The organism is Actinomadura keratinilytica (assembly GCF_039539665.1).
Classification (GTDB): Bacteria; Actinomycetota; Actinomycetes; order Streptosporangiales; family Streptosporangiaceae; genus Spirillospora; species Spirillospora keratinilytica.
Window position 1 is genome coordinate 48130 of record NZ_BAABDO010000013.1, and the last position, 25185, is coordinate 73314.

Genomic DNA, 25185 nt, shown 5'->3' on the forward strand with positions numbered 1-25185 from the left:
GTGCGTTGTCAGGGGCCGGGACGGGGGAGGAGGCGGGGATGGGGACGCCCGCGGAGGGGGACGGGGTGGTCCGCGAGTTCGGCGTGCTGCTGGAGGCGGCGACGCTGCTGGAGCGCATCGCGGGCCGCGAGCTGGAACGCCGCTGCGGCATCCGGCATGTGGCGTTCGAGGTGCTGCTGCGGCTGTCGGAGGCCGACGGCCCGCTCACCATGGGCAGCCTGGCCGAGCAGCTGATCCTCACCAGCGGCGGCATGACCCGGCTGGTCGACCGGATGCAGGCGGCCGGGTACGTGCGGCGGCACGCCGCGCCCGGCGACCGGCGGCGGCAGCTGGTGGAGCTGACCGACGCCGGACGCGCCAAGCTGGCCGAGGCGCTCCAGGTGCACGGCGCCACCCTGGACCGCCACTTCGCCGGGCCGCTCGCGCCCGAGCAGCGGCGCCGGCTCGTCGAGGCGCTCGCCGTCCTGGGCGAGCGCGCCCGCGCCGAGCTCGGCAGCCTCGGCTGACGTGCGCGCGGGCGGCCCGCCGCTCACGGGCGCGTCGTCGGGATCGTGCTCACGGCGACCGGGAGCACGGCGAGCAGGGCGAGCAGCGAAACGCTCTCGCCGAGGAAGACCATGCCGAGGGCGACGCTGAACAGCGGCGGCATGAACTGGGCGACGCTGGCGCGGCCCGGTCCCACGCGTTGGATCAGCAAGAGCCACAGCGTCATGCCGGGCACCGACGAACGCGCCCGCGGCGTGGTGCAGTGCGAGCTGCACCGCGCCGAACCGCCGGGCCGCGCTCGCCTACTGCCGCTCCTGCTACGACCACCTCGCCGGCGAGCTCGGCGTCCGCCTGTACGAGTGGCTTCTGCGGCGCGACGCGCTGCACCAGGACGACGACGGCAACGTGGACTTCGGGGAGCAGGCCGAACGCGCCTTCATCGACCTCGGGGTGGGGCTCACCGCGCTGCCCGCGGGGCGCCGCCACCTGGGCTTCGCCTGCCGCGACTGGACGCAGGGGCGCTACCGCCTCGGCGGCGCGCTGGGGGCCGCCCTGCTGTCGGGGCTGTTCGAGCGCGAGTGGCTCACCCGCGAACCGGGGAGCCGGGTCCTGCGCCTCACCGGATCCGGCGAGCGCAACCTGCTCGCCCTGCTGCCGCGCGAATGAGGACGAGGGGCCTCGCGGCGGCGAGCGCCCCTCGACGTTCGAAGGCCCCGCCTCGGATGCCGCGTCAGGTGCCGCACCGCGCCGGGACCGGCCGGCGCCGGGCGCGGCGCGTCGGCGGCGGTGTCACAGATAGCGGGCGGCGGCGGTCTCGGCGGGGGCGTCGGCACCGGTGACGCCGCCGGGGCCCTTGGGCACGCCGTCGTCGATCTCGGCGGGCGCGTTGATGGTGACGCGGTGCATCTTGCGGCGCTGGGTGTAGTCGGCCACGGCGTAGTGCTGGGTGGGGCGGTTGTCCCAGAACGCCAGGGTGCCGACGCGCCAGCGCAGCCGCACCTGGAACTGGGGGTCGCGGACGGCGTCGAACAGCAGCGGCAGGATCTGCTCGTTCTCCCGGCGCGACAGGCCGACCAGCCGGGTGACCGACGAGCGGTTGACGTACAGCGCCTTGCGGCCGGTCTCGGGGTGCACCCGCACCACCGGGTGGATGACCGGCGGGTTCTTCTCCTGCATCTCCCGCAGGTCCAGCCGGTGCCCCTTGTCGATCGCCTTGGTGACCGACATGGTCAGGTCGTGCTCGGCGTACAGCTCGTCGCACAGCCGCCGCAGCCAGGGCGCCAGCGACTCGTACACCAGGTACATGTTGGCCCACAGGGTGTCGCCGCCGACGTCGGGCAGGATGACCGCGCGCAGCAGCGAGCCCATGGGCGGGGTCTTCATGAAGGTGTTGTCGCTGTGCCAGGAGTCGCCGCCCTCGCCCTTGGGATCGGTCTGGTCCAGGACGTGCACGGGCCCGCCGGAGACGTCCATGGGCGGCAGGTTGGCGGTGCCGAACCGCCTGGCGAACGCCACGTGCTGCTCGTCGGTGATGTGCTGGTCGCGGAAGAACAGCACCATGTGGTCGAGCAGGCCCTGCCGGATCGTCTGCACCTGCTCCTCGTCGAGCGGCTTGCCGATGTCGACGCCGGTGACCTCGGCGCCGATGTTCCGGGTCACGGGGTGGAATTCGATCATGTCCTGGGGCCTCCCCATCGGTCACCAAGCAATCGCTAGGTTGATGCTAGCCGATGGAGGTGGAGACCTGTCCAGAGGCGGGGGGCGGCCGGACTCAGCGGGAGTAGTGCTCGACGACGAGCTGCTCGTCGCACACGACCGGGATCTCCGCGCGCGTGGGCAGCCGGGTCAGCCGGGCGGCGAGCGCCTCGTGCCGCACCTCCAGGTACGGCGGGACGCGTTCGGCGTGCGCGCCCGCCGCCGCCTCGACGAACGGCGCCATGGTGCGGCTGCGCGCCGCGATGGAGATCACGTCGCCGGGCCGGACGCGGAACGACGGCCGGTCCACGCGGCGCCCGTTCACCAGCACGTGCCGGTGCACGACGAACTGGCGGGCCTGGTAGATGGTGCGGGCGAACCCGGCGCGCAGGACGAGCGCGTCCAGGCGGCGCTCCAGGTCCACCAGCAGGGCCTCGCCGGTCTTGCCCGCGGACCTGGCGGCCTTGGCGAAGGCGTTGCGCAGCTGGGCCTCGCGGATGTTGTACTGCGCGCGCAGCCGCTGCTTCTCGCGCAGCCGCAGCTTGTAGTCCGACTCCTGCCTGCGGTCGCGCCCGTGCTCGCCGGGCGGGTAGGGGCGGGCCTCGAAGTACTTGACGCTCTTGGGGGTCAGCGGGATGCCGAGCGACCGGGACGGCTTGATCTTGGGCCGGGGGTTGTTCACGGTCCTCCTCGGATGATTAGGTAAACCTTAGTTAGGTAAGCCTAACCTACATGCCGAGGAGGGGTCGTGAGCGACCAGCCAGCCGTGAGCGAGCAGCCGCACGACGGGGCGGGCGCGCGCCCCGGGCGGCGGGGCCGGCCGTCCCGCCCGACGGCGGGGGAGCGGGCGCGCACCCTGGCCTACGGGGTCGCCGACGGCGCCCTGATGGTGCCGGACGTGCCGTACGCACCCGTGCCGGCGCACGCCACCGACCCCGACGGCCGCCCGCTGCTGCTCGTCGAGGCCGCGTCGCCCGTCGCCGCCGCCCTGCGCGCCGAGCCCGATCTGCCCGCCGTCCTGCAGATCGGCGACGTGGCGCCGGTGCCGTTCCCCGACCGGGTGCGCGGGCGGGCCTGGCTGCACGGCTGGCTCGTCGAGGTCCCCGCCGACGCGCGCCGGCGGGCGGCGGCGGTGCTGGCGCGCCTGCACCCGCGGCCCGAGGTCCTCGGCATCCGGGCCGCAGGTCGCAACGCGTACGGAACCGGGCCGTGGCGGCTGCTGGCGCTGGAGGTCGCCGAGGTCGAGATCGAGGACCCCTGGGGCGGCGCCACCGTCGAAGCGGAGGAGTACGCCGCCGCCGCGCCCGACCCGTTCGTGGTCGTCGAGGCGGGGGTGCTGTCCCACCTCGACGGCCACCACCGCGACGAGCTGGCGGCGCTGGTGCGCGGACTGGTCGGCGGCCGGGCCCCGGCCGGGCCGGAGGCGCCCTGGAACGAGGGGCTCGCGGCCGTCGCGCGCGCCGAGACGGTGCGGCCGCTGGCCCTGGACCGGTTCGGCATGTGGCTGCGCTGCACCCGCCCCGGGGAGGACGGCGCGGCGCCGTGGACCGCGGACGTGCGGGTGGTGTTCCCCGAGCCGGTCAGTGATCTCCCCGGTCTGCGGTGCGCGTACCGGCGCCTGTACGCCGCCGCGTTCCACTGAGCGCCACCACCTACGTGGTCGGGGAGCCGGCCACCCCGTAGTGAAATCCGGGTCGATTACCGGTGTTGTCCCGGATGTCAAAAACATCGCCGCCGGGCGATCCTCGGTACTCCGGTCATGGGGCGGCCCGCGGCGCCCGGCCCGGCCCGTTCCGGTACGTCTTGCGGGGTTGGCGATCCGGAGCGGGAATCGGGGACGGGCCTTTCATGGCGCCCGGGACGCCCTGACCGGTCGACGGTGGTCCGGTGCCGCGGTGTTCACGGGGACGCGGCCCGGGCCACTCTTCGTGATTGGATCTGTCGGCGCCGTGCGTCCCGCCCGCACCCTGGTGTCATGAGCGACGCATACCCGACGAACACCCCATCACCGGACGTACAACCCTCGAACGGACAGCATCCGCAGACGCGGACCGTCCACCCGCCCATCGAGACGCCCGTCGGGAGCCGACCGCTGAACGTCCCCCTCTACCAGGGGCACCTGTTCGCCTTCGACGACGCCGACGCCATGGCCGCGGCGTTCGACGGCCCCCGCGCCGCCTACCTGTACGGGCGCATGGGCAACCCCACCGTGCGCGCCTTCGAGAACGCCGTCGCCGAACTGGAGGGAGGCGCCGGCGCGTACGCGGCCGCCTCCGGGATGGGCGCGATCAGCGCCGTGCTGATGGCGCTGCTGCGCACCGGCGACCACGTGATCGCCCAGTCCGGCCTGTACGGCGGCACGTGGGCGCTGCTGCGCGACCTGCGCGAGCGCTGGGGCGTCGAGGTCACCGAGGTCTCCGGCCAGGACGCCGGCGAGGTGCGCGCCGCACTGCGCCCCGCGACCCGCCTGCTGTACCTGGAGACCATCGCCAACCCCATGACGCAGGTGGCCGACATCCCCGCGCTGGCCGCCGCCGCCCGCGAGGCCGGGGTCACCACCGTCGTGGACAACACCTTCGCGCCGCTGCTGTGCCGCCCCCTCGACCACGGCGCCGACATCGTGGTGCACTCGGCTACCAAGTACATGGGCGGGCACGGCGACATCGTCGGCGGGGTCGCGGTGTTCGCCGACCCCGCCGTGCACCGCCGCGTGTGGGACCACGCCGTCGAGCTGGGCGCCACCGCCGACCCGTTCGCCGCCTGGCTGCTGCTGCGCGGCCTGGTCACGATGCCGATGCGCGTCGAGCGGCAGTGCGCCACCGCGCTGGAGCTGGCCCGGCGCCTGGCCGCCCACCCGTCGGTCGCGGGCGTCCGCCATCCGGGGCTGCCCGGCCATCCGCAGCACGAGCTGGCGGGCCGGCTGCTGTCCGGCGGCTACGGCGGCGTGCTGTCGTTCGACCTGGCGGGCGGGCGCGCGGCCGGACGGGCGTTCATCGAATCGGTGCGGGTGGCGTCGCTGGCCGTGTCGCTGGGCGACGCGGCGACGCTGGTGATGCACCCGGCCAGCACCTCGCACCGGCAGCTGGACGCCGCCGCGCTCGCCGCCGCCGGCATCGGGGAGGGCACCGTCCGCGTCGCCGTCGGCCTGGAGGACCCGGACGACCTGTGGGCCGACTTCGAGCAGGCCCTCGCCAAGGCGGCGGCCTGAGCCCGGGGTTACAGGTAGAAGCCGGTCGCGCCGGAGGGGGCGTCCTCGTCGTCGGGGCGTCCCCCGCTCCTGCGCAGCGCCGCCAGCTCCGCCAGCGTCGCGCCCTCGGCGGGGACGGCGTCCCGGGCGGGCGAGTCGTCGCCCAGCCACGCCAGCGCCTCCGGCCGGGTGAGCGGCCCCACCTCGATCTGGGCCAGGCAGCGTCCCGGCCGCACCACCGCGGGGTGCAGGGCCGCGATGTTCTCGTTGGTGGTGATCGCCACCAGCACGTTGCGGCCCTGCCCGAGCATCCCGTCGGTCAGGTTGAGCAGCCGCGCCAGGCCCTGGCCCGTCGCCTGCTTGGCGTCGCCGCCGATCAGCTCGTCGCAGTCCTCCAGGATGAGCAGCCGCCAGCGGTCGGCGCCGTTCTCGTCCTCGTCCTCGTCGCCGATGGCGACGCGCATCAGGTAGCTGGGCGTGCCGAACAGCGCCTCGGGGTCGAGCACGCAGTCGGTCTGGCACCACGGGCTCCACGCGCGGGCCAGCGCCCGCAGCGCGGTGGTCTTGCCGGTGCCGGGCGGGCCGTGCAGCAGCAGGAGCCGCCCGTGCGCCTCGCCGCGGCGCAGGTTCATCACCCGGTCCAGCCGGCGGGCGACGCGGGCGGTGTAGTTGCCGCGGATGTCCGCCCAGGCGTCCGCGCTGATCGGCCGCTCGGTGCGCTGCGGGCACTGGGCCAGATGCCAAAAGCCCATCGGCACCGCGGCCGCGTCCGCCTGCGCCGGTTCGACGGCGTCGCGCAGGCACTCGTCCATGACCGCGTCGGCCAGCTCCTCGCTGACCGCCGACACCTCGATGTAGGCGGTGCTGTTGGGGTAGCGGATGGTCAGCAGGCTCCAGCCGTCGCCCTCGGCCAGCTCCGCCGCCCGCGCCCTCTCCCGGGTCGCCCGCACCACCCGGGCGTTCGGCGGGCGCAGCGGCGCGTCGGGGCGGACGCGGTCCAGGCGGGTGGACCGCCCCCACGGGTGCTGCCCGGTGGCGAACGGGCGCAGCGACAGGACCTGCATCACGTCGGCCTGGCTGCTGCTCTCGTCGAGGTTGAGCGCAACGGGCAGCCCCAGACCGTCGCCTCCGAAGACCGGCTTGAGTGCGGGGGCTGGCTGCTGCCGGGCCTGGGGGAGGCGGACGACCTCCTGCGGCCCCTCCTTGGAGGCGGACATGCCTTCGATGATCGTGGGTGGCGGCCGCAGCCGTCCAACGAATTACCCGAGGGATCGCCGTGTACGCCCCATCTCTGCCATGGTGGGAGGGACGTGATCCTGTGAAGGGGGATGAGCATGGAACCGTTGGACGCGGCGGCGGACGCGCACGCGCTCATCCGGGACCTGCTCCCGGTGCTGGCGCCCACCGCCTGGTTCGACGGCGGAACCTCGGAGGTCGTGGTGCCGGTCGGCCGGTCCGAGGCCCGCGCCTCCACCTGGACGCTGCTGGAGCGGTGCGCGCGGGCGCCGCGCCCGGCCTGGCCGCGGCTGGTGGACGAGTGGGTGCGCGAGGTCCGCGACCGCGCCTTCATGGCGATCGGCGAGATGGAGCTGTTCGGCGACCTGCGCGAGCTGCTGCGGCTGCGGATCGTGCCGAAGCTGGACCCGCGCGACCGGGAGGGCCTGGTGGTGGTCCCGGCCGGGGACCACTTCGACGCCATGGTGATGATCGAGCATCCCCGGTACGGCGGTCCGCTGACCAAGGCGCGGGCCGGGCTGCTCGGGCTGCGCCGCCTGGGCTATGTGGTGACCAACACCCACGACCGGGAGCTGGCGGACGTGGTGGCGCGCGAGCAGCCGCTGCTGGTCGGCGAGAACGTGCGCGTCGTCACCAAGCCCGGCAGCCGGTACGTGTCGGCGCTGCTCGGCGAGATCGAGCAGTTCCTGCCCCGGCACAATCCGTACGGCGCGCTGGTGGGCGTGCCGAGCCACAGCACGCTGCTGCTCTATCCGATCCGGTCGACCTCGGTGCGCCGGGTGCTGCCGGTCTTCGCCGACGTGGTCCGCGAGATGCACGACGACGCCGACGACCCGTGCGCGCCCGGCGTGTACTGGAGCCACGGCGAGCGCCGCCTCACGCCGCTGCGCCCGCCCGCCGACCTGGAGGGCGGCACCGAGTTCGCCGCCATGCTCCGCCGCCTGCCCGAGGAGTGAGCCGACGGGCTCGCGCCCGGCCGCGGGGCGCGGGCCGGGGCGGCTCCGGGCCGGCGCTAGGGCAGCTTCCAGTCGACCGGATGGGCGCCCTGGCGTTCGAGGAGCTGGTTGGCGCGGCTGAACGGGCGGGAGCCGAAGAAGCCGCGGTCGGCCGACATCGGGCTGGGGTGGGCCGACTCGATGCACGGGACGGCGCCGAGCAGCGGCTTGAGGTCGCGGGCGTTGCGTCCCCACAGGATCGCCACCAGGGGGCGGCCGCGCGCGGCCAGGGCGCGGATGGCCTGCTCGGTGACCTCCTCCCAGCCCTTGCCGCGGTGCGAGTTGGGCTTGCCGGGCATCACCGTCAGGGACCTGTTGAGCAGCAGCACCCCCTGCTCGGCCCAGGGCGTCAGGTCGCCGGTGGAGGGCATGGGGTGGCCGAGGTCGTCGCAGTATTCGCGGAAGATATTGATCAGGCTGCCGGGCAGCGGCCGTACGTCCGGCGCCACCGAAAAGCTCAACCCCACCGGGTGGCCCGGGGTCGGGTACGGGTCCTGGCCGACGATCAGCACCTTGACCTCGTCGAACGGCTGGGTGAAGGCGCGCAGGATGAGGTTTCCGGCGGGCAGGTAGCGGCGGCCGGCCGCCACCTCGGCGCGCAGGAAGTCGCCCATGGCGGCGATCCGCCCGGCCACCGGTTCCATCGCCCGGGCCCAGCCCGCCTCCATGATCTCGGTGAGTGGTCGTGCCGTCATGACCGACCAGCGTAACGACGTGCCGTGGGGGCCGTTCACGGAACGCTTCTTTGATATCCCGGTAAGGTCGCTTGACCATTTCGGGTCAGAAAAATTGCTCGTTTTCCATGCTTCAGCCGGGTGAACTGTGACGTATGTCCTGTTAAGTCCGCGTTACTTTCTGCGTCGGCACATTGACGTACCGTCCCGTACCGACATACCTCTCGGAAGAGCAGCGGACTTCGACCGGGACGGGGACGACGAGCATGAGCCAGTTGACCGCCGTGGACGCCGCGTTCCTCAACGCCGAGACGGACACCACGCACGCGCACATCGCCGGGGTCGGGATCCTCGACCCGACCGCCTGCCCGGGCGGCAGGCTCACCGTGACCGACGTGGCGGACATGATCCGGCGGCGCGCCCACCTGGCCCGCCCGCTGCGGCAGCGGCTCGTCCAGGTCCCGCTCGGCCTCGACCTGCCCTACTGGGAGGACGACCCCGACTTCGACCCCCGCCGCCACATCCTGGAGATCGCGCTGCCCGCCCCCGGCGGTCCCGCCCAGCTCAACGAGGCCGTCGCGATGCTGCACGAACGCCCCCTCGACCGGGCCCACCCGCTGTGGGAGCTGGCGCTGATCCAGGGGCTGGCGGGCGGGCGCGTGGCCGTGTACCTCAAGGTGCACCACGCCGCCATCGACGGCGTCATGGCCGCCGAGACCCTCGCCGCCTTCCTGGACCCGTCCCCCGTGCCGCGCGAGGTGCCCGCCGACGACGAAGAGCCCCGGCGCGCCCCCGGCCCGCTGCGCATGCTCCGCACCGGCCTGCTCAATACGGCGCTGCACCCGGTTCGCAGTGCCGTGACCATGGCCAGGACCGCCCCTTACCTGGACGAGATACCCGTGCTCTCCCAGCTCCCCGGCGCGGGGCTGATGTCCCAGGTCGCGCAGGCGATCGGCCGCGAGGAGATGCCGCCCGCCCCCCGCGTCAGCGCCCCGCCCACGCCGTTCAACCGCCCCATCGGCCGCCGCCGCTCGGTCGCCTGCGGGGAGCTGTCGCTGGCGGAGGTCAAGCAGGTGCGGCGGGCGCTCGGCGGCAGCGTCAACGACGTCGTCATGGCGATCTGCGCCAGCGCGCTGCGCATGTGGCTGGACAAGCGCGGCGAGCTGCCCGACCGCCCCCTGGTGGTGGGCGTGCCGGTGTCGCTGCGCCGCCGCGGCGGCGCCGGGGAGGCGGGCAACCAGCTGTCGATCATGTCGGCCCCGCTGGCCACGCACATCGCCGACCCGGCCGACCGCTACGCCGCCGTCCGCGCCGACATGGACGCCGCCAAGCGCCGCTTCGTCGCCTCCGACGGCGCCTGGGTGCGGCAGGTGAGCCGGCTGCTGCCCGCGCCCCTGGCCGCGCCCGTCACCCGCCTGGCCCTGCAGGCGCTGCCCGCGCTGCGCGCCGTCCCGGCCCCGGCGCTGCGGCCCATCAACCTGATCATCTCCAACGTGCCCGGCCCGCAGTTCCCCCTGTACCTGTGCGGCGCCCGGGTGCTCGGCTACTACCCGATCTCCGTGGTCACCGACATCAGCGGCGGCGTGAACATCACCGTGTTCTCCTACGACGGCAAGATCGACGTGGGCATCGTCGCCGCCCGCGACCTCGTCCCCGAACCCGTCGAGATCGTCGACCACCTGCGCGACGCCCTCAACGAGCTCAAGGACCTGGCCGAGGTCGCCCGCCTAACCGAGGAGCAGGGCGCGGTGGTGCCACGCCAGGCGCAGGGCGGCGGCGCCGGCGGGCTGCATGGGGGACGGGACGGTGCCGTCGAAGACGGCCGTGCGCACGTCGCCCTCGGCGTTGACGGCGACCAGGCCGCCGAACACCTCGGCGAACAGCGCGTCGTCGAAGACGGCCACGGTGAGGACGTCGACGGCCAGGGTGAGCGGGTCCACGCCCAGGCCGAGGCAGTGCACGCGTAGGCGGCCCTCTGCGCGGGCGCGGGTGAGGGCCCGGTGGAACGGCCATGACTCCTGGTCGAAGCCGGGTCCGTAGTCCTCGGACGTGCCGAGCAGCTCCTCGCTGTACTCGCGCACCATGCACCGCCACAGGTCCAGGTCGGCGCGCTCGTCGGTGAGGGGCTGGAACACGCCGACCGGCATGACCTGGTGCAGCCCCCCGGCGTGGGCGACCTTCTCGGGGTCGCGCCAGTGCAGCACGTACGACCCCGACCGCGTCAGCGTGAGCGTGGTGATGGCGACCAGGGCCGGGCGGCGCGTCAGGTCGCAGGGGTCGCCGATGCGCGTCCTCAAAGGCAGGCCCGGGGGCGAGGCCGCCAGCTCGTGGGCGACCGCCTCGCCGACGTTCACGCCGTCGAAGTACCGCGCAGGGCCCAGCCGCAGTACCGCGTCCCCCTCCAGGTCGGCGTGCAGCAGCCGGTAGCTGGGGCGGTCGTCGAACACCCTGGGAGGAGCCAGGGCGGCCATGGCCTCGGCGTAGGTGCGGAAGCCCGGCGGCAGCCCGTCGGACGGTTCCGCCACGGCGGGCGGGGCGGGCTGCTCGTCCCACTCCAGCCGCAGGTCCCCCAGGGGGATCGGCGCGGAGGGCACCCACTGCGGGCGGCACAGCAGCGAGGTGCCCGCGACACGCGGCATGTCGCCTGGATACAAGCCGTCGGCCGCACGGCCCAGTTCGTGACGGCTGCGGTTGAGGCGCGCGCGGACCTGCTCCCACACGCGCCTCAGCCTAGATCGTGTGCGTACGGCTCGGCCGTGTGCCGGTCAGTTGGGCGTGCAGTTCAAGGACGTGCCGCCCGGTGCGGTTCCGCTGCCCTGGAAGCCGAAGGTCGTCGTGCCGTTGACGGCGACCGCGCCGTTGTAGGGCGCGTTGACGGCGCGCACCGACTGCCCGCTCTGCGTGACGGCGGCGTTCCAGGCGTTCTGCACCTGCTGGCTGCCGGGGAACGTCCAGTCGACGGTCCAGCCGTTCAAGGACCGGGTGCCGGTGTTGGCGACCGTCACCGTCGCGGTGAACCCGGTGTCCCAGGAATTGTCGACGCGCAGGGTCGCGGTGCACGCCCGGTCGCCCGCCGGCGGGTCGGTGGGCGGGTCGGTGGGAGTCGTGCCGCCGACGGTGACGGAGAACGCGTCGGTGGCCAGGCCCGCGCCGCCCTGCCAGATCTCGAAGCCGGCCTCCACGCCGATCAGGTACCAGGAGTCCTGGATCCGGCCGCGGGCGACGGCGTCGCGGGTGAAGGCGCGCAGGTCCAGGTCGGACACCGACGAAGTGCCGGACGTGCGGACGTAGGCGATGTAGTTCCAGTCCATCTGGGCCGTCCACACGTCCCAGGTGGCGCCGGCGATCTGCACGCCCGTCGCCACGCGCGACCCGGCCGGCTGCACGCCGCCGTTGTGGTTCAGCCAGATCATCACCTCGGCGCCGTCGGGTGCGCCGGTGGTGGACGGCGTGGTGTTGTACCAGAGGTCGTAGGCGACGTTGTAGGCGCCGCTGCCGGTCTGCGTCGTGCTCCAGCTGCTGGTCACCGCGGGCATCGAGCCGACCTGCACCGGCAGCCCGCTGTCGGTCGTGCACAGGCCCCAGTGGCATCCCTTGAACAGGGACGGATACGAGGCGGGCGAGCCGCTGGTGCTGTTCTGGTGGCCGGAGGAGTCGACGCGGAACGACGTGCCGTCCACGGTGATGCACTGCGGGGTGGACGCGCCCCAGATGTTGTTCTGGGCGACGTACTGCCCGCCGCTGACGGACAGGGTGTCGGTGGCGCCGCACAGCTGCGTCGCCGCCTGCGCGGGGAGCGCGAGACGCACCGCCAGGCCGACGGACAGCGCCACCAGACTGAGCGCGGCGGCCACGGCGGCGGCCGCCTTCCGGAACGGCGCCCCGGGCGATGTGCCGGGTGAAAGAGAGGTTCTGGGGTTCGAGGACATCGTGGGATCGCTCACTCTCCGGGCCGGACGGGGGATCGGCCCTCCAGGGATGGGAGCGCTCCCAAATTCCGCGAACCTGTTTCCGGGTGTCAAGCGGAAGCCCTTGTCGCACGGGCCCTCCGGCCCGCTGACCGGTGGCTGCGCCGCGCACGCCGGTGAAAGGCCGGTGAAAGGCCGGTGAAAGACGGCCGGAACACGCCGTTCACCGAGTGGGCGAAAGGCTAGGTTATGGTGAGTAAACGTGCAAAACGAAAAAACCCTTACGCGTGCCCCGTCCCCGACCCAGCCGCCGACCTCCTCGCACACCTCCGCGCACATCTCCCGGGACACCCGCGTACCCGCCCTCGCCTGGACGATCTGGGCCGTCGGCGTCGCCGCGTACGTGGTGGCCGTTTTGCACCGCACCTCCTTCGGCGTGGCCGGACTGGACGCCGTCGACCGCTACGGCGCCTCCGCCGGGATTTTGGCCTCGTTCACCGTCCTGCAGCTGGTCGTGTACGCGGGGCTGCAGGTCCCCGTCGGGCTGATGCTCGACCGCCTCGGCCCGCGCCGCATGGTCGCCGGCGGCGCACTGGCGATGGCCGCCGGGCAGGGGTTGCTGGCGTTCTCCACCGACATCGGCACGGCCGTCGCGGCGCGCGTGCTGGTGGGCGCGGGCGACGCCATGACGTTCATCAGCGTGCTCAGCCTGGTGACCGCGTGGTTCCCCGCGCGGCGCGTCCCGGTCGTCACCCAGCTCACCGGCCTGCTCGGGCAGAGCGGGCAGGTGCTCAGCGCCGTCCCGCTGGCGGCGCTGCTGCACGGCCCCGGCTGGAGCGCCGCGTTCGGCTCCGTCGCCGGGCTGGGCGTGCTGGTCGGCGTGCTCGCGCTGGCCGTGCTGCGCGACGCCCCGGCCGGAAGGGAACGTTCCAAGACGTCCGGCCTGGCCGAGCTCGGCGGCAACCTGGTCGCCGCCTGGCGGCAGCCCGGCACCCGCCTGGGCCTGTGGACGCACTTCGTCACCCAGTTCTCGGGCACCGTCTTCGCACTGATGTGGGGCTACCCGTACCTGGTGTCCGGACAGGGCATGGCACCGTCGACGGCCAGCACGCTGCTGACGGTGTTCGTGCTGGCCACCATGGTGTCCGGGCCCTACGTGGGGAGGCTGGTGGCCCGCTACCCGCTGCACCGCTCCTGGCTGGTGCTGGGCGTCGTCGCCCTCAACGCCGGCGCGTGGGCGGCGGTGCTGGCCTGGCCGCCGCCGGCGCCCGCCTGGCTGCTGGTGGTCCTGGTGCTGTGCGTGGCGCTCGGCGGCCCCGGCTCGATGATCGGCTTCGACTTCGCCCGCACGTTCAACCCGCCGAGTCGGCAGGGCGCCGCCACCGGCATCGTCAACATGGGCGGGTTCTGCGCCGCGCTGGTGACGATCCTGCTGATCGGGTTCGTGCTGGACGCGCTGTCGCCGGGCCGCGAGTTCACGCCCGAGGCGTTCCGCGTCGCGTGGCTGGTGCAGGTGCCGATCTGGGTCATCGGGGTCGCCTGCCTGCTGCGCAGCCGCACCCTGGCCCGCCGCCGCCTGGCCGAGGAGGGCGTCGCGGTGCCGTACATGCGGCACGCCGTGCGCCGCACCGTGCGGGCCGCCGTCCGCCGCCCCCGCCGCCGCGCCCCGGGCCGCCGCTCGCCCCGCCGCTGACCGCCCTACCGGTACGCGCCCCCGCCGGTGGGCGCGTACCGGTAGATGCCGTGCCGGTGAGCGCTAGGCCGGGACCTGGCGGGGGCGCAGTTCCAGCGTGCAGCACTTGGGGCCGCCGCCGGACTTGCGCAGCTCCGACATATCGACCGGGACGGGCTCGTATCCGTGCCGCCGCAGCGTCGCGATCAGCCCGGTGGCCTCGGCGTTGATCACCACGTTGCGGCCGTCGCAGACCGCGTTGAGGCCCAGCACGGCCGCGTCCCGCTCATCGGCGATGATCGCGTCCGGGAACAGCCGCTCCAGCACGGCGCGGCTGCCCGGGGAGAACGCACCCGGGTAGTAGGCCACGTTGTCGTCGCCGAGCGGGAACAACGCCGTGTCCAGGTGGTAGAAGCGCGGATCGACCAGCCGCAGCGTCACCACGGGCACGCCGAGGTACTCCTGGGCCTCCTGGTGGGCCGCCACCTCGGTGCGGAACCCCGTCCCGGCCAGGATGAGGCGGTCCAGCACCAGGAAGTCGCCCTCGCCCTCGTTGGTGTGGGCGGGCTCGCGCACGTCCGGGAAACCGTTGGCGCGCAGCCATGCGGCGTACGCGGGGGCCTCGGCCGCCCGCTGGGGATGGGCGAACCGCGCCCCGTACGCCCGGCCGTCCGCCACCAGCGCCCCGTTGGCGGCGAACACCATGTCGGGCAGGCCCTCGATCGGGTCGATCAGGCTGACCCGGTGGCCCAGGCTCAGGTACGCGGCGCGCAGCGCCTCCCACTGCGCCACCGCGCGGGCCGTGTCGGCGCCCGCCGCCGGGTCCATCCAGGGGTTGATGGAGTAGGTGACGGCGAAGTGCTCCGGGCGGCACATCAGGAAGTGGCGCGGCCGCGCGACGCGGGCGCCGCGCCGCACGCTCCGCGGCAGCGGCGAGGAGGCCGGTTCCATCGCCGGGGACAAGGTCATGCGCAGCTCCCGAAAGGCTTCCCAGAGGAGGATCGGATGATCGAAAGCCTAGGAAGCGCGCGGGCCGCGACCAAGCCGCCGACCTTGCGTTGACCTGCGCATTCGTTGCGTCTTAGGTCGGTTGGGTGGCGATTCGTTGCACCCGGCGCGCGCCGGAACCGGCGCCCGGCATGGCGGCGCCCGGTGCGCCGGGACGGGCGCACCGGGCGGGCCGGGTCGGCGGCGTGCCGGTCAGAGGTTGATCATGTGCCCGGCGGCGCCGTGCACCGCCTCCTTGATCGCCTCGCTGAGGGTCGGGTGGGCGTGCACGTTGCGGGCGACCTCGTGCACGGTCAGGTCCCAGCGCTGGGCCAGGGTCAGCTCGGGCAGCAGCTCGGTGACGTCCGGGCCGATCATGTGGGCGCCCAGGATCTCGCCGTACTTGGCGTCGCTGACCACCTTGACGAACCCGTCGGAGTCGCCGAGGCCGAGGGCCTTGCCGTTGGCGCTGAAGGGGAACTTGGCCACCTTGACGTCGAAGCCCTGCTCGCGCGCCTGCGCCTCGGTCAGCCCGAAGCTGGCGACCTGCGGCTGGCAGTACGTGGCCCGCGGGATCATCTCGTACTCCAGCTCCATGGTCTCGGCGCCGGCGATGGTCTCGGCCGCGATGACGCCCATCGCCTCGGCGGTGTGCGCCAGCATCAGCTTGGCGGTCACGTCGCCGATGGCGTAGATGTGCGGCACCGAGGTGCGGCAGCGGCCGTCGACCGCGATGGCGCCCCGGTCCGTCAGCGCCACGCCGGTCTTCTCCAGGCCGTAGCCCTCCACGTTGGGCTGGAACCCGATGGCCTGCAGGACCTTGTCGGCCTCCAGCACCTGCTGCGCGCCGTCCTTGCCGGTGACGGTGACCTTGACGACGTCGCCGGAGTCGTCGATGGCGTCCACCCGGGTGGAGGTCAGCACGTCGATGCCGAGCTTGCGGTAGCGGCGCTGCAGCTCCTTGGACACCTCGGCGTCCTCGTTGGGCACCATCCGGTCGAGGAACTCGACGATGGTCACCTTCACGCCGTAGTTGTGCAGCACGTAGGCGAACTCGACGCCGATCGCGCCCGCGCCCGCGATGACGATGCTGCGGGGCAGCTCGGAGCTGAGGATCTGCTCCTCGTAGGTCACCACCCGCTCCGACAGCGACGTGCCGGGCAGCAGCCTGGTGTGCGCGCCGGTGGCGATGATGCAGTGGCCGAAGGTGACCGTCTCGGACGAGCCGTCGCTCAGGGCCACCTGCAGGGTGTTGGGGTCGGTGAACGTGCCGCGTCCCTGGAACGTGGTGATCTTGTTCTTCTTCATCAGGAACTGCACGCCCTTGACCAGGCGCTCCGACACCTGGCGGCTGCGCCGGAACGCCTCGCCGTAGTCGAAGGTGACCTGCCCGTCGACCTTGATCCCGTACGTCTTCGCCTCGTGGGTGAAGATGTGCGCCAGTTCGGCGTTGCGCAGCAGCGCCTTGGAGGGGATGCAGCCGACGTTGAGGCAGACCCCGCCCCAGTACTTCTCCTCGATGATCGCCGTCTTCAGCCCGAGCTGTGCCGACCGGATCGCGGCGACATAACCACCCGGGCCCGCGCCCAGGACCACGACGTCAAAGTGATTGCTCATTCTTGAGACGATATTCGGCTCCGGTGGGTCCTCGCATCCCGACCCGGCACCAGTGTGACCTGCGTCCATGCGTCCGCCGCGCGGTACGGCACGCCGGTGCGGGACGGTCCGCGCAGCAGCGGTCCGCGCGGGGGCGTCGGCGGGGCGCCGTGCGCGCGGGCGGTGGACGCCTGTTAGTGTTTCGAGCAGCCCCACGTGGTCACGACTCTTCTGCGTAGCGCGGGGGCGCGTGAGCTACGCGACCTCCGACCTGACCTGGAACTTCTCGCGTCGGCGGCATCGTTGTCGCCTCATCGGCCCGCCGGACGTGCGTGCCCAGTCCTCGCCGTCCGGCCCGCCCTGGGCACGCCCGCGGCCGCGCCCACGGTCCTGCCTTCGGCGCCCGGCCCGGACACCATCCGGCGCGGGCGCGGCAGGCCGGCCCCCGCCGGGACCACGCCGATCGCAGGCCGCCGGCGCCCTGGACGCCGCCCAGGCGCCGGCGGCCGAGGGCGGCGAGGGGACGCGGCGCGCGGGGCGCCGGGCGGATCACTGAGCGGCAGAACCGGAGGAGAGAGCCGAGTGAGGATTCCCAAGCGCGTCAACACCGTTCTCGACCGGGCGGAACAGCACCTTGGCGCTCTTGCGGCCGTCGCCGCGCTGGTGGCCGCGGCCGCCGCGGCGATGTGGATCCCCGTGCTCGCCGCTTTCATCCTCGGCGTCGCCGTCGGCGGCTTCCTGGTGCACCTGCGCAAGGCCCGCCGGATGGCCCGGCTGCGCGCCGAGGTCGACGACCTGCTGCGCCAGAACGGCGCCCTGCGGCACCGCAACAACGTGCTGGCCAGCGGTGTGATCACCAAGGAGGCCCAGGTCACCCAGGCGCTGCTGCAGATCCCCGAGGACGGGCTGCTGAAGATCAATGGCGATCCGGGGCGCACCCAGCGGCTGCCCGAACTGCCCGACGACCTCGACGTCTCCCCGGAGGACACCCCGGGGGAGGGCGCGGGCGGCGGCGCCAAGAGCGCATCGTCCGGCTAGAACCCGCCCGTGATCCGAGACGGCGGGCGTGCCCATCCAGCGCGCCGGACAGCCACGCCCGCGCCGCGCCGCCGGGGCCCGCCGCCTGCATCTCGGCACCCGCTGGACCCGGGGCTCAGTCCCAGTCGGCCTCCGTCCAGAACCGGGCGCGGCACCACGCCTCCTCGAACTCGGCGGCGTCGATCGCCAAGGGGACCAGGGCCGGGTCGTACAGGTCGATCGGCGGGTTCAGGGGGAACACCGTCTCGTCGGAGGCCACGGCCTCGCCGTCCGGGCGGATCTCCACCTGCCGGATGCGGCGCCCGTCCGGGCCGTGCTCGGTGAGGAAGACATGGTCGGCGAACGCGTCGTCGCCGGCGCCGTCGGGCTCCTCGGCGCTCGGGTCCCGGTCGCCGGGCGTGCGCAGGTAGACGCGCTCGTGACCGGCCAGGGCGCCGAAGCCCGGCCGGCGGCGCTGCCGGTCCCGTCTGGCGCGCATGTCGCTCAGCGAGACGTCGTCCTTCGCCGGGGCGTCGACGTCGGCCTCGTGCAGGTCCCAGTCCTCGGCCTGGGCGATCAGCTCGGGGTCGGTCACCACGACCGTCTCGGCGAAGGTGGTGACGACCTCCTCGGGAGACCTCGCCCAGATCCACCACCACACGCCGCCCATGCCGTAGTCGTGGCAGACCAGATGGCGCGTCCTCCCGTCCCGGGCGCTCATGGTCATGACGCCCGCTTGCCGGCGGCCGCCAGGCGTTCCAGGGCGCCGTCCAGCAGGTCCCAACCGTCGATCTCGACCGGGCCGGTGTCGAACCCGTGGCCGCGGTGCAACGCCTCCTCCAGCAGCGCCCGCACCGTCCCGGGACGGTGCAGGTTCAGGTAGGCGTCGTCGTCGGCCCGTACGACGGCGCCGTTGTGCAGCAGACCGTCGGCGACGAGACGGCCCGGCCCCGCGCGGAAGACGATGTCCAGCCGACCGGGCGAACCCTCCCGGCGGACGGTGAGCACCTCCCGGCAATCGAGCAGCCGGGGGCGGCCCATGTCGTCCTGCCCGCGCGTATGGGCGTGGCCTGCGCCCCAGCGGTAGACGACAGCCCCCACCAGGAGGCGTCGGATGCGGCGACCCATGATCCGCAGTCAACCAGCAGCCTCCGGACACGCGCGACAGGTTTACCGGCCCGCGCCCTCCCAGGGGCTCGCCCCCATCCGCGCCCGGGGCCTGCGCGCCTGGGGGCGGCGATTATTCGGCTGACGTCGGTGAGCTCGCTTGGCCAGCCGTGGGCAAGGGGAGCGGCGGCGCGTCGGGTTTCGAGGGAGCGGGCGTGCAGCAAATGTGTGCGTCGGGCCCCGATCTCGGCGTTGAACTGCGGAAATTCGTTCAGCTGCGTCTCGTGCCGCCGCTGGTCGTATTCGGTGCGCCGGTATTCGGTCGGCTCTTTCGCACGTTCCAATGGCATGTTGCGGCCGTCGATCCATCCGGCCGGGTCGTGCAGGGCGTCCGGATCGCCTTGCGGGACGGCGATGCGGAACGGTCGGATCCCGGTCTCGCCCATGCCCGAAACACGGGGCGCGACGGCGGTCGAGGGACGTCCGCCATGGTCGGCGGCATGCCGTTCGCCGGGGGAGCCGGTATCGCGGCGCAGGTAAAGCGGGGGTAAGGAAAGTCTCCCGTTGCGTTTGAATGATTACGATGGGTAGCGTCGCTGGCGGATGCGGGCCGCGCATTCCGAAAGAAGCGTCCGCGGCGATTTCCCACGCGCTTTTCCGTGGCTGTGCCGTGCGCGTTCCGACGATTCGCGGTTCCTATGACGGCGACAACGGATCGGTGGTGGACCGTGACCGAACAGCAGTTCAGCCTCGCCACAGCTGCTGCACGCAACCTGGCGACGACGACCAAGTCCGTCCCGCAGATGCAGGGCATCACCTCGCGGTGGCTGCTGAAGCTGCTGCCGTGGGTGCAGGCGTCCGGCGGGACGTACCGGGTGAACCGCCGCCTCACCTACACCGTGGGCGACGGCATCGTGACCTTCGTCGTCGAGGGGTCGGACGTGCGGGTCGTCCCGCAGGAGCTGGGCGAGCTGCCGCCGCTGCGCGGCTATGAGGACGAGCAGGTGCTGCGGGCGCTGGCCGACCGGTTCACCCAGCGCCGCTATGCCCCGGGCGAGACGATCGCCGAGGCGGGGCAGCCCGTCGACCAGGTGTTCCTCATCGCGCACGGCAAGGTCAACGAGATCGGCGCCGGCGAGTACGGCGGCGAGGCGGTGCTCGGCGTGCGCAGCGACGGCCGGTACTTCGGCCATACCGCGCTGCTGGACGAGCAGGGCCGCTGGGAGCACACCTACCGCGCCCTGACCCCCTGCACGGTGCTGGCGCTCAGCGCCGACGAGTTCCGCCAGGTGCGCGACAACGCCGAGTCGCTGCGCGAGCATCTGGCGCGCACGCACGACGAGACCGAACCGGCCTACGACGAGAACGGCGAGGCCGCCATCGCGCTGGCGTCCGGCCACGAGGGCGAGCCGGTGCTGCCGGGCACGTTCGTCGACTACGAGCTCCACCCCCGCGAGTACGAGCTGAGCGTGGCGCAGACCGTGCTGCGCGTGCACACCCGCGTCGCCGACCTCTACAACAAGCCGATGGACCAGGTCGAGCAGCAGCTGCGGCTGACCATCGAGGCGCTGCGCGAGCGGCAGGAGCACGAGCTGATCAACAACCCGGACTTCGGCCTGCTCGCCAACGCCGACCTGCGCCAGCGCGTCCCCACCCGCAGCGGCCCGCCCACCCCCGACGACATGGACGAGCTGCTGTCGCTGGTGTGGAAGGACCCGGCGTTCTTCCTGGCCCACCCGCGCGCGATCGCCGCGTTCGGCCGCGAGTGCAACCGGCGCGGCATCTACCCCGACACCGTCGACGTCGGCGGCCACAAGATCCCGGCCTGGCGCGGCGTGCCGATCTACCCCTGCAACAAGATCCCGGTCAGCGCCACCCGCACCAGCTCGATCCTGCTGATGCGCACCGGCGAGGCGGCGCAGGGCGTGATCGGCCTGCACCAGACGGGAATCCCCGACGAGTACCAGCCGGGCCTGTCGGTGCGGTTCATGGGCATCGACGAGCGGGCCATCATCTCCTACCTGGTCAGCGCCTACTACTCGGCGGCGATCCTGGTGCCCGACGCGCTGGGCGTGCTCGACAGCGTGGAGGTCGCGCACGGCGACGGCACGTTCGCCTGAACCGTCCCGTGCCCGTCGGGGCGGCGGCGCGGCGGGCCGGTGCGCGGGCAGGCGCACCGCTTCAGGGGCCCCGCCGCGCCGCCCCGGGCCCGCGGGGCCGCAATCGTCCATCCGTGAAGGCGGGAGGAGCAGGTCGTGACGGTCGAGCAGTTGAGCCTGAGCACGGCGGCGGCGCGCAATCTGGCGACCACCACCAAGTCCAGGCCCCAGATGCAGGGCATCACGCCGCGGTGGCTGCTGCGCGTGCTGCCCTGGGTGGACGCACCCGGCGGGGCGTACCGGGTGAACCGCCGCCTGACCTACCGGGTGGGCGACGGCCGGGTGACGTTCGCGGTCACCGCCGGCCGGGTGCAGGTGGTGCCGCCGGAGCTGGCCGAGCTGCCGGTGCTGCGCGGCCTGGACGACGGCGAGGTCCTGGAGGGCCTGGCCGGGCGGTTCGCGCAGCGGGCGTACGAGCCCGGCGACACGATCGTCGAGGCCGGCGCGCCGGTCGACCGGGTCGTGCTGATCGCGCACGGCAAGGCCGTCAAGCTCGGGCCGGGGGAGTACGGAGGCCTCACCCGGCTCGGCGTGCTGGCCGACGGCGAGTTCTTCGGCGACCGCGCACTGCTGGGCGGGGACGAGCGCTGGGAGTTCACCGTCCGGGCGCTCACCCCCTGCACGGTGCTGACGCTGCCGCGCGCCGACATCGACGAGCTGACCGGCCGGTTCGACGCGCTGCGCACCCACTTGGAAGAGCGGCGGTCGGCGGTCGTGCCCCCGCACAACCGGCACGGCGAGGCCGAGATCGCGCTGGCGTCCGGGCACGAGGGCGAGCCGGTGCTGCCGGGCACGTTCGTCGACTACGAGCTCCACCCCCGCGAGTACGAGCTGGCCGTGGCGCAGACGCTGCTGCGCGTGCACACCCGCGTCGCCGACATCTGCAACGGCCCCTACGACCAGGTGGGCGAGCAGCTGCGGCTGACCATCGAGGCGCTGCGCGAGCAGCAGGAGCGCGAGATCGTCAACAACCGCGACTTCGGGCTGCTGCACAACGTGGACCTGCGCCAGCGCGTCCAGACCGACGGCGGCCCGCCCACCCCCGACGACCTGGACGAGCTGCTGAGCCGCCGCCGGGGCACCCGGGTGCTGCTGGCGCATCCGCGGGCGATCGCCGCGTTCGGCCGCGAGTGCACCCGGCGCGGCGTGTACCCGCGTCCGGTCGAGGTGGACGGGGCCCGCGTGCACGCCTGGCGGGGCGTGCCGCTGCTGCCCTGCGACAAGATCCCGGTCAGCCGCCGGGGCACCACCGCGATCCTGGCGATGCGGCTCGGCGAGGACAGGCAGGGCGTGGTCGGCCTGCGGCAGACCGGCATCCCCGACGAGGTGTCGCCCGGCCTGTCGGTGCGCTTCACCGGCATCGACGCGCGGGGCATCCTGTCGTACCTGGTCAGCACCTACTTCTCGGCCGCGGTGCTGGTGCCCGACGCGCTGGGCATGCTGGAGAACGTGGAGATCGGCCGGTGAGCGCCGCCATGCCGGCCGCCCGGCCCCCGGCCGCCGGGCGGGCGGACGGCGCGCCGCGCCCGGCGGCGGAGGTGCTGGCCTGGAGCCGCGCCCTGATCGACCCGGGTCTGCGCGCGGTCGTCGACGGCATGCCCGACGAGGTGCGGGCGGTCGCCGCCTACCACTTCGGCTGGCTGGACGAGCACGGGCGGCCCGTCACCGGCGACGCGGGCAAGGCGCTGCGCCCGGCGCTGGCGCTGCTGTCGGCGCAGGCCGTCGGCGGTGCCGCCGCCGACGGCCTGCCCGCCGCGCTCGCCGTCGAGCTGACGCACAACTTCTCGCTGCTGCACGACGACGTGATGGACCGCGACCGCACCCGCCGCCACCGGCCCACGGCGTGGAGCGTGTTCGGCGCCAACGCGGCGATCCTGGCCGGGGACGCGCTGCTGGCCTGCGCCTTCGACAGCCTGACGGGCGCTCCGCCCGCCGCGGGCGCGTCGGCGCGGCACGTGCCGGCCGCGGGGGTGCTGGCCGAGGGCGTGCGGACGCTCAGCCGCGCCGTGCTGGACCTGGTGGAGGGCCAGTGCGCCGACCTGTCGTTCGAGACCCGCACCGACGTCGAGGTGCCCGAATGCCTGCGCATGGCCGAGCACAAGACCGGTGCGCTGCTGGCCGCGTCATGCGCGCTGGGCGCCGCGTACGGGGGCGGGACGCCGCCGCAGATCGGGGGGCTGCGGCGGTTCGGCGCGTATATCGGCCTGGCGTTCCAGCTCGTCGACGACCTGCTGGGCATCTGGGGCGATCCGGCCGTCACCGGCAAGCCCGTCCACGCCGACCTGCGCCGCCGCAAGAAGTCGCTGCCCGTGGTGGCCGCGCTGGCGTCGGACACCCCGGCGGGCGGCGAGCTGGCCCGCCTCTACCTGCGCGACGGCCCGCTGTCCGACGGCGACGCCGCCCGCGCCGCCCGGCTGGTCGAGGAGGCGGGCGGCCGGGCGTGGGCGCGGCACCGGGCCCGCCGCCTGAAGGCCGACGCCCTCGCCGAGCTCGACGCCGCCGCCCCGGCCGAACGTCCCCGCGCCGAGCTGCGCGCGCTGGCCGACCTGATCCTCGACCGCGACCACTGACCGGCCCGCCGCCTCGGACACCAGCGCCGCCTCAGTCCCCCACGGGCGGCGCTGGGGCGGCGGCCTGCTCGCACCCGCCTCGGCCGCGGCCCGGCGCATCGCCATGTCGAATCGGCATGTCGAATCGCCGTGTCGATCCGCTGCGTGCGCGCGGCGGAGACGTGGCTCGCCGCGTCCGCCGGGGGAGGGCTCGTGTCGTACGGCAGGCCGGTCGCGCGCACGGCGACCGGCCTGCCGATGGCCCGGCCGGCCTCACATGGCGGCGGCGCGCCCCGCGGCGGAGGCCATCCCCAGCCAGGTGTGCGGGTTGCCCGCCCAGCACCAGCCGAGCTTGGGCGCGTTCCGGCTGATCCAGATCGCGGGGACGCGGCGGTCGCCGCAGCGCGAGCCGCCCAGGGAGAAGCACTTGTTCTTGGCCAGCGTCGCCGGGTACTGCGTCACCAGCGCGATGCCCTCCTCGATGGTCAGCAGCGTGCGTCCCCGGCCGGCGATCGCGGCCATGGCGTCCTCGGGGACCGCCCCGCAGAACTCCTCGCCGCGCTCGACGTCGAACAGCACGTAGGCGCGCGCGTCGGGCGGCTCCACCTCCTTGGTCGGCGTGAAACGGATGAGATCGCCGTCGGCGTAGTGGCGGTCCACGACGCCGGGCTTGGTGCGGCCCGCCAGCGTGGTGAGCGGGACGGCCCGCTCGACCGGCACCACCTCCCTGGTCACCACCAGGACGAACGGAACACGTCCCGCTTCCGGAGGCGCCGCCGCCCCGGCCCGTGCCGTCGCGGTCTCCCGCAGCGGAGCCAGCAGGGCCCCGAACTCGGCGGGGGTCAGTCCGGCGGCCTCGGGGTAGCCGCGCTCCAGCAGCGTGCGGACCTGGCGATCGAACTCGGCGGCTGCGTCGAAGGCGGTCAAGGGCCCTCCTCACGGTCGGCGGCAAACAACTCCGTACAACATACGGAGAAATTGCCGTATTCCCGCCGGTTGTGTCCCGCGCACGTCTCCTGGGCTGGTGGGCCTTCTCGATCCGACGCGTGCGTTGCGGGGCGCGGAGCGGCGCCCGACGCGTGATCGGCCGGAGGGCTCCCCGGAAAAAGTGGTATTGACCACTTCGGCGGCCGACCGTACCGTGGACGGCGATGGGAAAGACGGCGAGAGGTGCAGGAGACCTGCGATCCGGTGACGCAGGGCAGTCTGCACCGACGAAACGGCGGGCGGTGCGGCGGGAGTTGCTGGCGATGCTGGACGGTCTGGAGGTCGGCGACGCGCTGCCGTCCGAACGGCGGCTGGCCGAGGAGCTGGGCGTGTCGCGGCCGACGCTGCGCGCGGCGATCGACGGGCTGGTCGCCGAGGGGCGGCTGGAACGGCGGCACGGCAGCGGCACCTACGTCGCCGAACCCCGTATCGCGGTGCCGCTGACCATGACGTCCTTCACCGAGGACATGCTCCGGCGCGGGATGAAGCCCGGCGGGCGGGTGCTGTCGTTCCGGGTCGAGGCGGCCGGCGCCAGGATCGGCCGCAAGCTGTCGCTGTCGCCGGTGGAGGAGGTCTTCACCATCCGGCGGCTGCGGCTGGCCGACGGTTCGCCGATGGCCATCGAGACGCTGCACATGGCCCGGGCGCTGCTGCCCGGCCTGCGCCGCGAGGACCTGGAGGGCCGGTCGTTCTACGAGCTGCTGCGCGAGCACGGCGTCGTGCTCGGCGCGGGGACGGAGACGATCGAGCCGACCGTCACCACGCCCGAGGAGGCGGAGGTGCTGGGGGTGCCGGTGCACGCCCCGGCGTTCCTGTTCGAGCGGCTGACGCGCGACGAGCGGGGCGGTCCCGTGGAGTTCGTCCGCTCGGTCTACCGCGGCGACCGGTACCGGCTGGAGCTGGAGCTCCGGCCGCCCGGCGACTGACCCC

General features: G+C 73.7%; 23 protein-coding genes and 1 pseudogene. 12 read left to right on the top strand and 12 right to left on the bottom strand.

Going from position 1 to position 25185, the window contains the following annotated elements; genetic code table 11:
• The first annotated feature begins 38 nt into the window (after nucleotides 1-38).
• Nucleotides 39-506 carry a MarR family winged helix-turn-helix transcriptional regulator gene (locus ABD879_RS07130; RefSeq protein WP_345018653.1) on the top strand — a complete coding sequence of 156 codons (468 nt, stop codon included), beginning with the start codon at nucleotides 39-41 and terminating at the stop codon, nucleotides 504-506.
• 23 nt (nucleotides 507-529) lie between these two features.
• Here ABD879_RS07130 and ABD879_RS07135 read toward each other — a convergent pair whose 3' ends face one another.
• The gene (locus ABD879_RS07135; RefSeq protein WP_345018655.1) at nucleotides 530-712 is read right to left on the bottom strand and encodes an EamA family transporter; all 183 of its coding nucleotides are present in this window, start codon (nucleotides 710-712) and stop codon (nucleotides 530-532) included.
• Between the two features lie 179 nt (nucleotides 713-891).
• On the opposite strand from ABD879_RS07135, the gene ABD879_RS07140 reads away from it, so the two are divergent.
• The gene (locus tag ABD879_RS07140) at nucleotides 892-1152 is read left to right on the top strand and encodes a hypothetical protein (protein WP_345018657.1); all 261 of its coding nucleotides are present in this window, start codon (nucleotides 892-894) and stop codon (nucleotides 1150-1152) included.
• Nucleotides 1153-1275: 123 nt separating this feature from the next.
• Here the strand turns inward: ABD879_RS07140 and ABD879_RS07145 are convergent, their stop codons facing one another.
• Together ABD879_RS07145 and rpsD are read right to left on the bottom strand one after the other, a co-directional pair.
• Nucleotides 1276-2163 (bottom strand): TauD/TfdA dioxygenase family protein, encoded by an 888-nt coding sequence (locus ABD879_RS07145; protein ID WP_345018659.1) that lies wholly within the window; start codon nucleotides 2161-2163, stop codon nucleotides 1276-1278.
• A gap of 94 nt (nucleotides 2164-2257) precedes the next feature.
• The gene (gene rpsD, locus ABD879_RS07150) at nucleotides 2258-2863 is read right to left on the bottom strand and encodes a 30S ribosomal protein S4 (protein ID WP_345018661.1); all 606 of its coding nucleotides are present in this window, start codon (nucleotides 2861-2863) and stop codon (nucleotides 2258-2260) included.
• A gap of 66 nt (nucleotides 2864-2929) precedes the next feature.
• Between rpsD and ABD879_RS07155 the strand changes: the two genes are divergently transcribed.
• Nucleotides 2930-3823, top strand: coding sequence for a DUF2470 domain-containing protein (locus tag ABD879_RS07155; RefSeq protein WP_345018663.1), 894 nt, complete (start codon nucleotides 2930-2932; stop codon nucleotides 3821-3823).
• A gap of 333 nt (nucleotides 3824-4156) precedes the next feature.
• Entirely contained in the window at nucleotides 4157-5389 is a 1233-nt protein-coding gene (locus ABD879_RS07160) for a trans-sulfuration enzyme family protein (RefSeq protein ID WP_345018665.1), read from the top strand.
• Between the two features lie 8 nt (nucleotides 5390-5397).
• Here the strand turns inward: ABD879_RS07160 and ABD879_RS07165 are convergent, their stop codons facing one another.
• Entirely contained in the window at nucleotides 5398-6585 is a 1188-nt protein-coding gene (locus tag ABD879_RS07165) for a DUF5925 domain-containing protein (RefSeq protein WP_345018667.1), read from the bottom strand.
• 117 nt (nucleotides 6586-6702) lie between these two features.
• On the opposite strand from ABD879_RS07165, the gene ABD879_RS07170 reads away from it, so the two are divergent.
• Complete coding sequence (locus tag ABD879_RS07170; protein ID WP_345018669.1) at nucleotides 6703-7560, top strand: hypothetical protein; 858 nt, start codon at nucleotides 6703-6705, stop codon at nucleotides 7558-7560.
• 56 nt (nucleotides 7561-7616) lie between these two features.
• Here the strand turns inward: ABD879_RS07170 and ABD879_RS07175 are convergent, their stop codons facing one another.
• Nucleotides 7617-8294 carry a uracil-DNA glycosylase gene (locus ABD879_RS07175; RefSeq protein WP_345018671.1) on the bottom strand — a complete coding sequence of 226 codons (678 nt, stop codon included), beginning with the start codon at nucleotides 8292-8294 and terminating at the stop codon, nucleotides 7617-7619.
• 245 nt (nucleotides 8295-8539) lie between these two features.
• Between ABD879_RS07175 and ABD879_RS07180 the strand changes: the two genes are divergently transcribed.
• A complete protein-coding gene (locus ABD879_RS07180; protein WP_345018673.1) occupies nucleotides 8540-10240 on the top strand; it encodes a WS/DGAT/MGAT family O-acyltransferase in 1701 nt (566 codons plus the stop codon).
• Nucleotides 10241-11038: 798 nt separating this feature from the next.
• Here ABD879_RS07180 and ABD879_RS07185 read toward each other — a convergent pair.
• Entirely contained in the window at nucleotides 11039-12127 is a 1089-nt protein-coding gene (locus ABD879_RS07185; RefSeq protein ID WP_345018675.1) for a GH12 family glycosyl hydrolase domain-containing protein, read from the bottom strand.
• 316 nt (nucleotides 12128-12443) lie between these two features.
• Between ABD879_RS07185 and ABD879_RS07190 the strand changes: the two genes are divergently transcribed.
• Nucleotides 12444-13874, top strand: a complete 1431-nt coding sequence (locus tag ABD879_RS07190) for an MFS transporter (protein WP_345018677.1) — start codon at nucleotides 12444-12446, stop codon at nucleotides 13872-13874.
• A gap of 63 nt (nucleotides 13875-13937) precedes the next feature.
• On the opposite strand, the gene ddaH is transcribed toward ABD879_RS07190, so the two are convergent.
• Both ddaH and lpdA read right to left on the bottom strand, forming a co-directional pair.
• Nucleotides 13938-14804, bottom strand: coding sequence for a dimethylargininase (gene ddaH / locus ABD879_RS07195; RefSeq protein ID WP_345018745.1), 867 nt, complete (start codon nucleotides 14802-14804; stop codon nucleotides 13938-13940).
• 249 nt (nucleotides 14805-15053) lie between these two features.
• Complete coding sequence (gene lpdA / locus ABD879_RS07200) at nucleotides 15054-16457, bottom strand: dihydrolipoyl dehydrogenase (RefSeq protein WP_345018679.1); 1404 nt, start codon at nucleotides 16455-16457, stop codon at nucleotides 15054-15056.
• A 561-nt stretch (nucleotides 16458-17018) separates the two neighbouring features.
• Here lpdA and ABD879_RS07205 point away from each other — a divergent pair.
• On the top strand, nucleotides 17019-17474 hold the full coding sequence (locus tag ABD879_RS07205; RefSeq protein ID WP_345018680.1) for a hypothetical protein: 456 nt from the start codon (nucleotides 17019-17021) through the stop codon (nucleotides 17472-17474).
• Nucleotides 17475-17589: 115 nt separating this feature from the next.
• Here the strand turns inward: ABD879_RS07205 and ABD879_RS07210 are convergent, their stop codons facing one another.
• The 3 genes and pseudogenes from ABD879_RS07210 to ABD879_RS32905 all read right to left on the bottom strand — a co-directional run.
• Nucleotides 17590-18180: a hypothetical protein gene (locus tag ABD879_RS07210; RefSeq protein ID WP_345018683.1), complete on the bottom strand. Its 591-nt coding sequence runs from the start codon at nucleotides 18178-18180 to the stop codon at nucleotides 17590-17592.
• Nucleotides 18177-18581 carry a hypothetical protein gene (locus ABD879_RS07215; RefSeq protein WP_345018685.1) on the bottom strand — a complete coding sequence of 135 codons (405 nt, stop codon included), beginning with the start codon at nucleotides 18579-18581 and terminating at the stop codon, nucleotides 18177-18179. The genes ABD879_RS07210 and ABD879_RS07215 overlap by 4 nt, the downstream gene beginning before the upstream one ends.
• 188 nt (nucleotides 18582-18769) lie before the next feature.
• Nucleotides 18770-19006: pseudogene (locus tag ABD879_RS32905) on the bottom strand (epoxide hydrolase N-terminal domain-containing protein); the annotation flags it as partial.
• A 252-nt stretch (nucleotides 19007-19258) separates the two neighbouring features.
• On the opposite strand from ABD879_RS32905, the gene ABD879_RS07225 reads away from it, so the two are divergent.
• From ABD879_RS07225 to ABD879_RS07235, 3 genes are all read left to right on the top strand, one after another.
• Nucleotides 19259-20680 carry a family 2B encapsulin nanocompartment shell protein gene (locus tag ABD879_RS07225; protein ID WP_378270044.1) on the top strand — a complete coding sequence of 474 codons (1422 nt, stop codon included), beginning with the start codon at nucleotides 19259-19261 and terminating at the stop codon, nucleotides 20678-20680.
• Between the two features lie 135 nt (nucleotides 20681-20815).
• On the top strand, nucleotides 20816-22186 hold the full coding sequence (locus ABD879_RS07230) for a family 2B encapsulin nanocompartment shell protein (RefSeq protein ID WP_345018691.1): 1371 nt from the start codon (nucleotides 20816-20818) through the stop codon (nucleotides 22184-22186).
• Between the two features lie 8 nt (nucleotides 22187-22194).
• On the top strand, nucleotides 22195-23289 hold the full coding sequence (locus tag ABD879_RS07235) for a family 2 encapsulin nanocompartment cargo protein polyprenyl transferase (RefSeq protein WP_345018746.1): 1095 nt from the start codon (nucleotides 22195-22197) through the stop codon (nucleotides 23287-23289).
• Nucleotides 23290-23541: 252 nt separating this feature from the next.
• Here the strand turns inward: ABD879_RS07235 and ABD879_RS07240 are convergent, their stop codons facing one another.
• A complete protein-coding gene (locus ABD879_RS07240) occupies nucleotides 23542-24195 on the bottom strand; it encodes a DUF5701 family protein (RefSeq protein WP_345018693.1) in 654 nt (217 codons plus the stop codon).
• Between the two features lie 302 nt (nucleotides 24196-24497).
• Here ABD879_RS07240 and ABD879_RS07245 point away from each other — a divergent pair, with 302 nt between their 5' ends.
• On the top strand, nucleotides 24498-25181 hold the full coding sequence (locus ABD879_RS07245) for a GntR family transcriptional regulator (RefSeq protein ID WP_345018695.1): 684 nt from the start codon (nucleotides 24498-24500) through the stop codon (nucleotides 25179-25181).
• Nucleotides 25182-25185 lie beyond the last annotated feature (4 nt).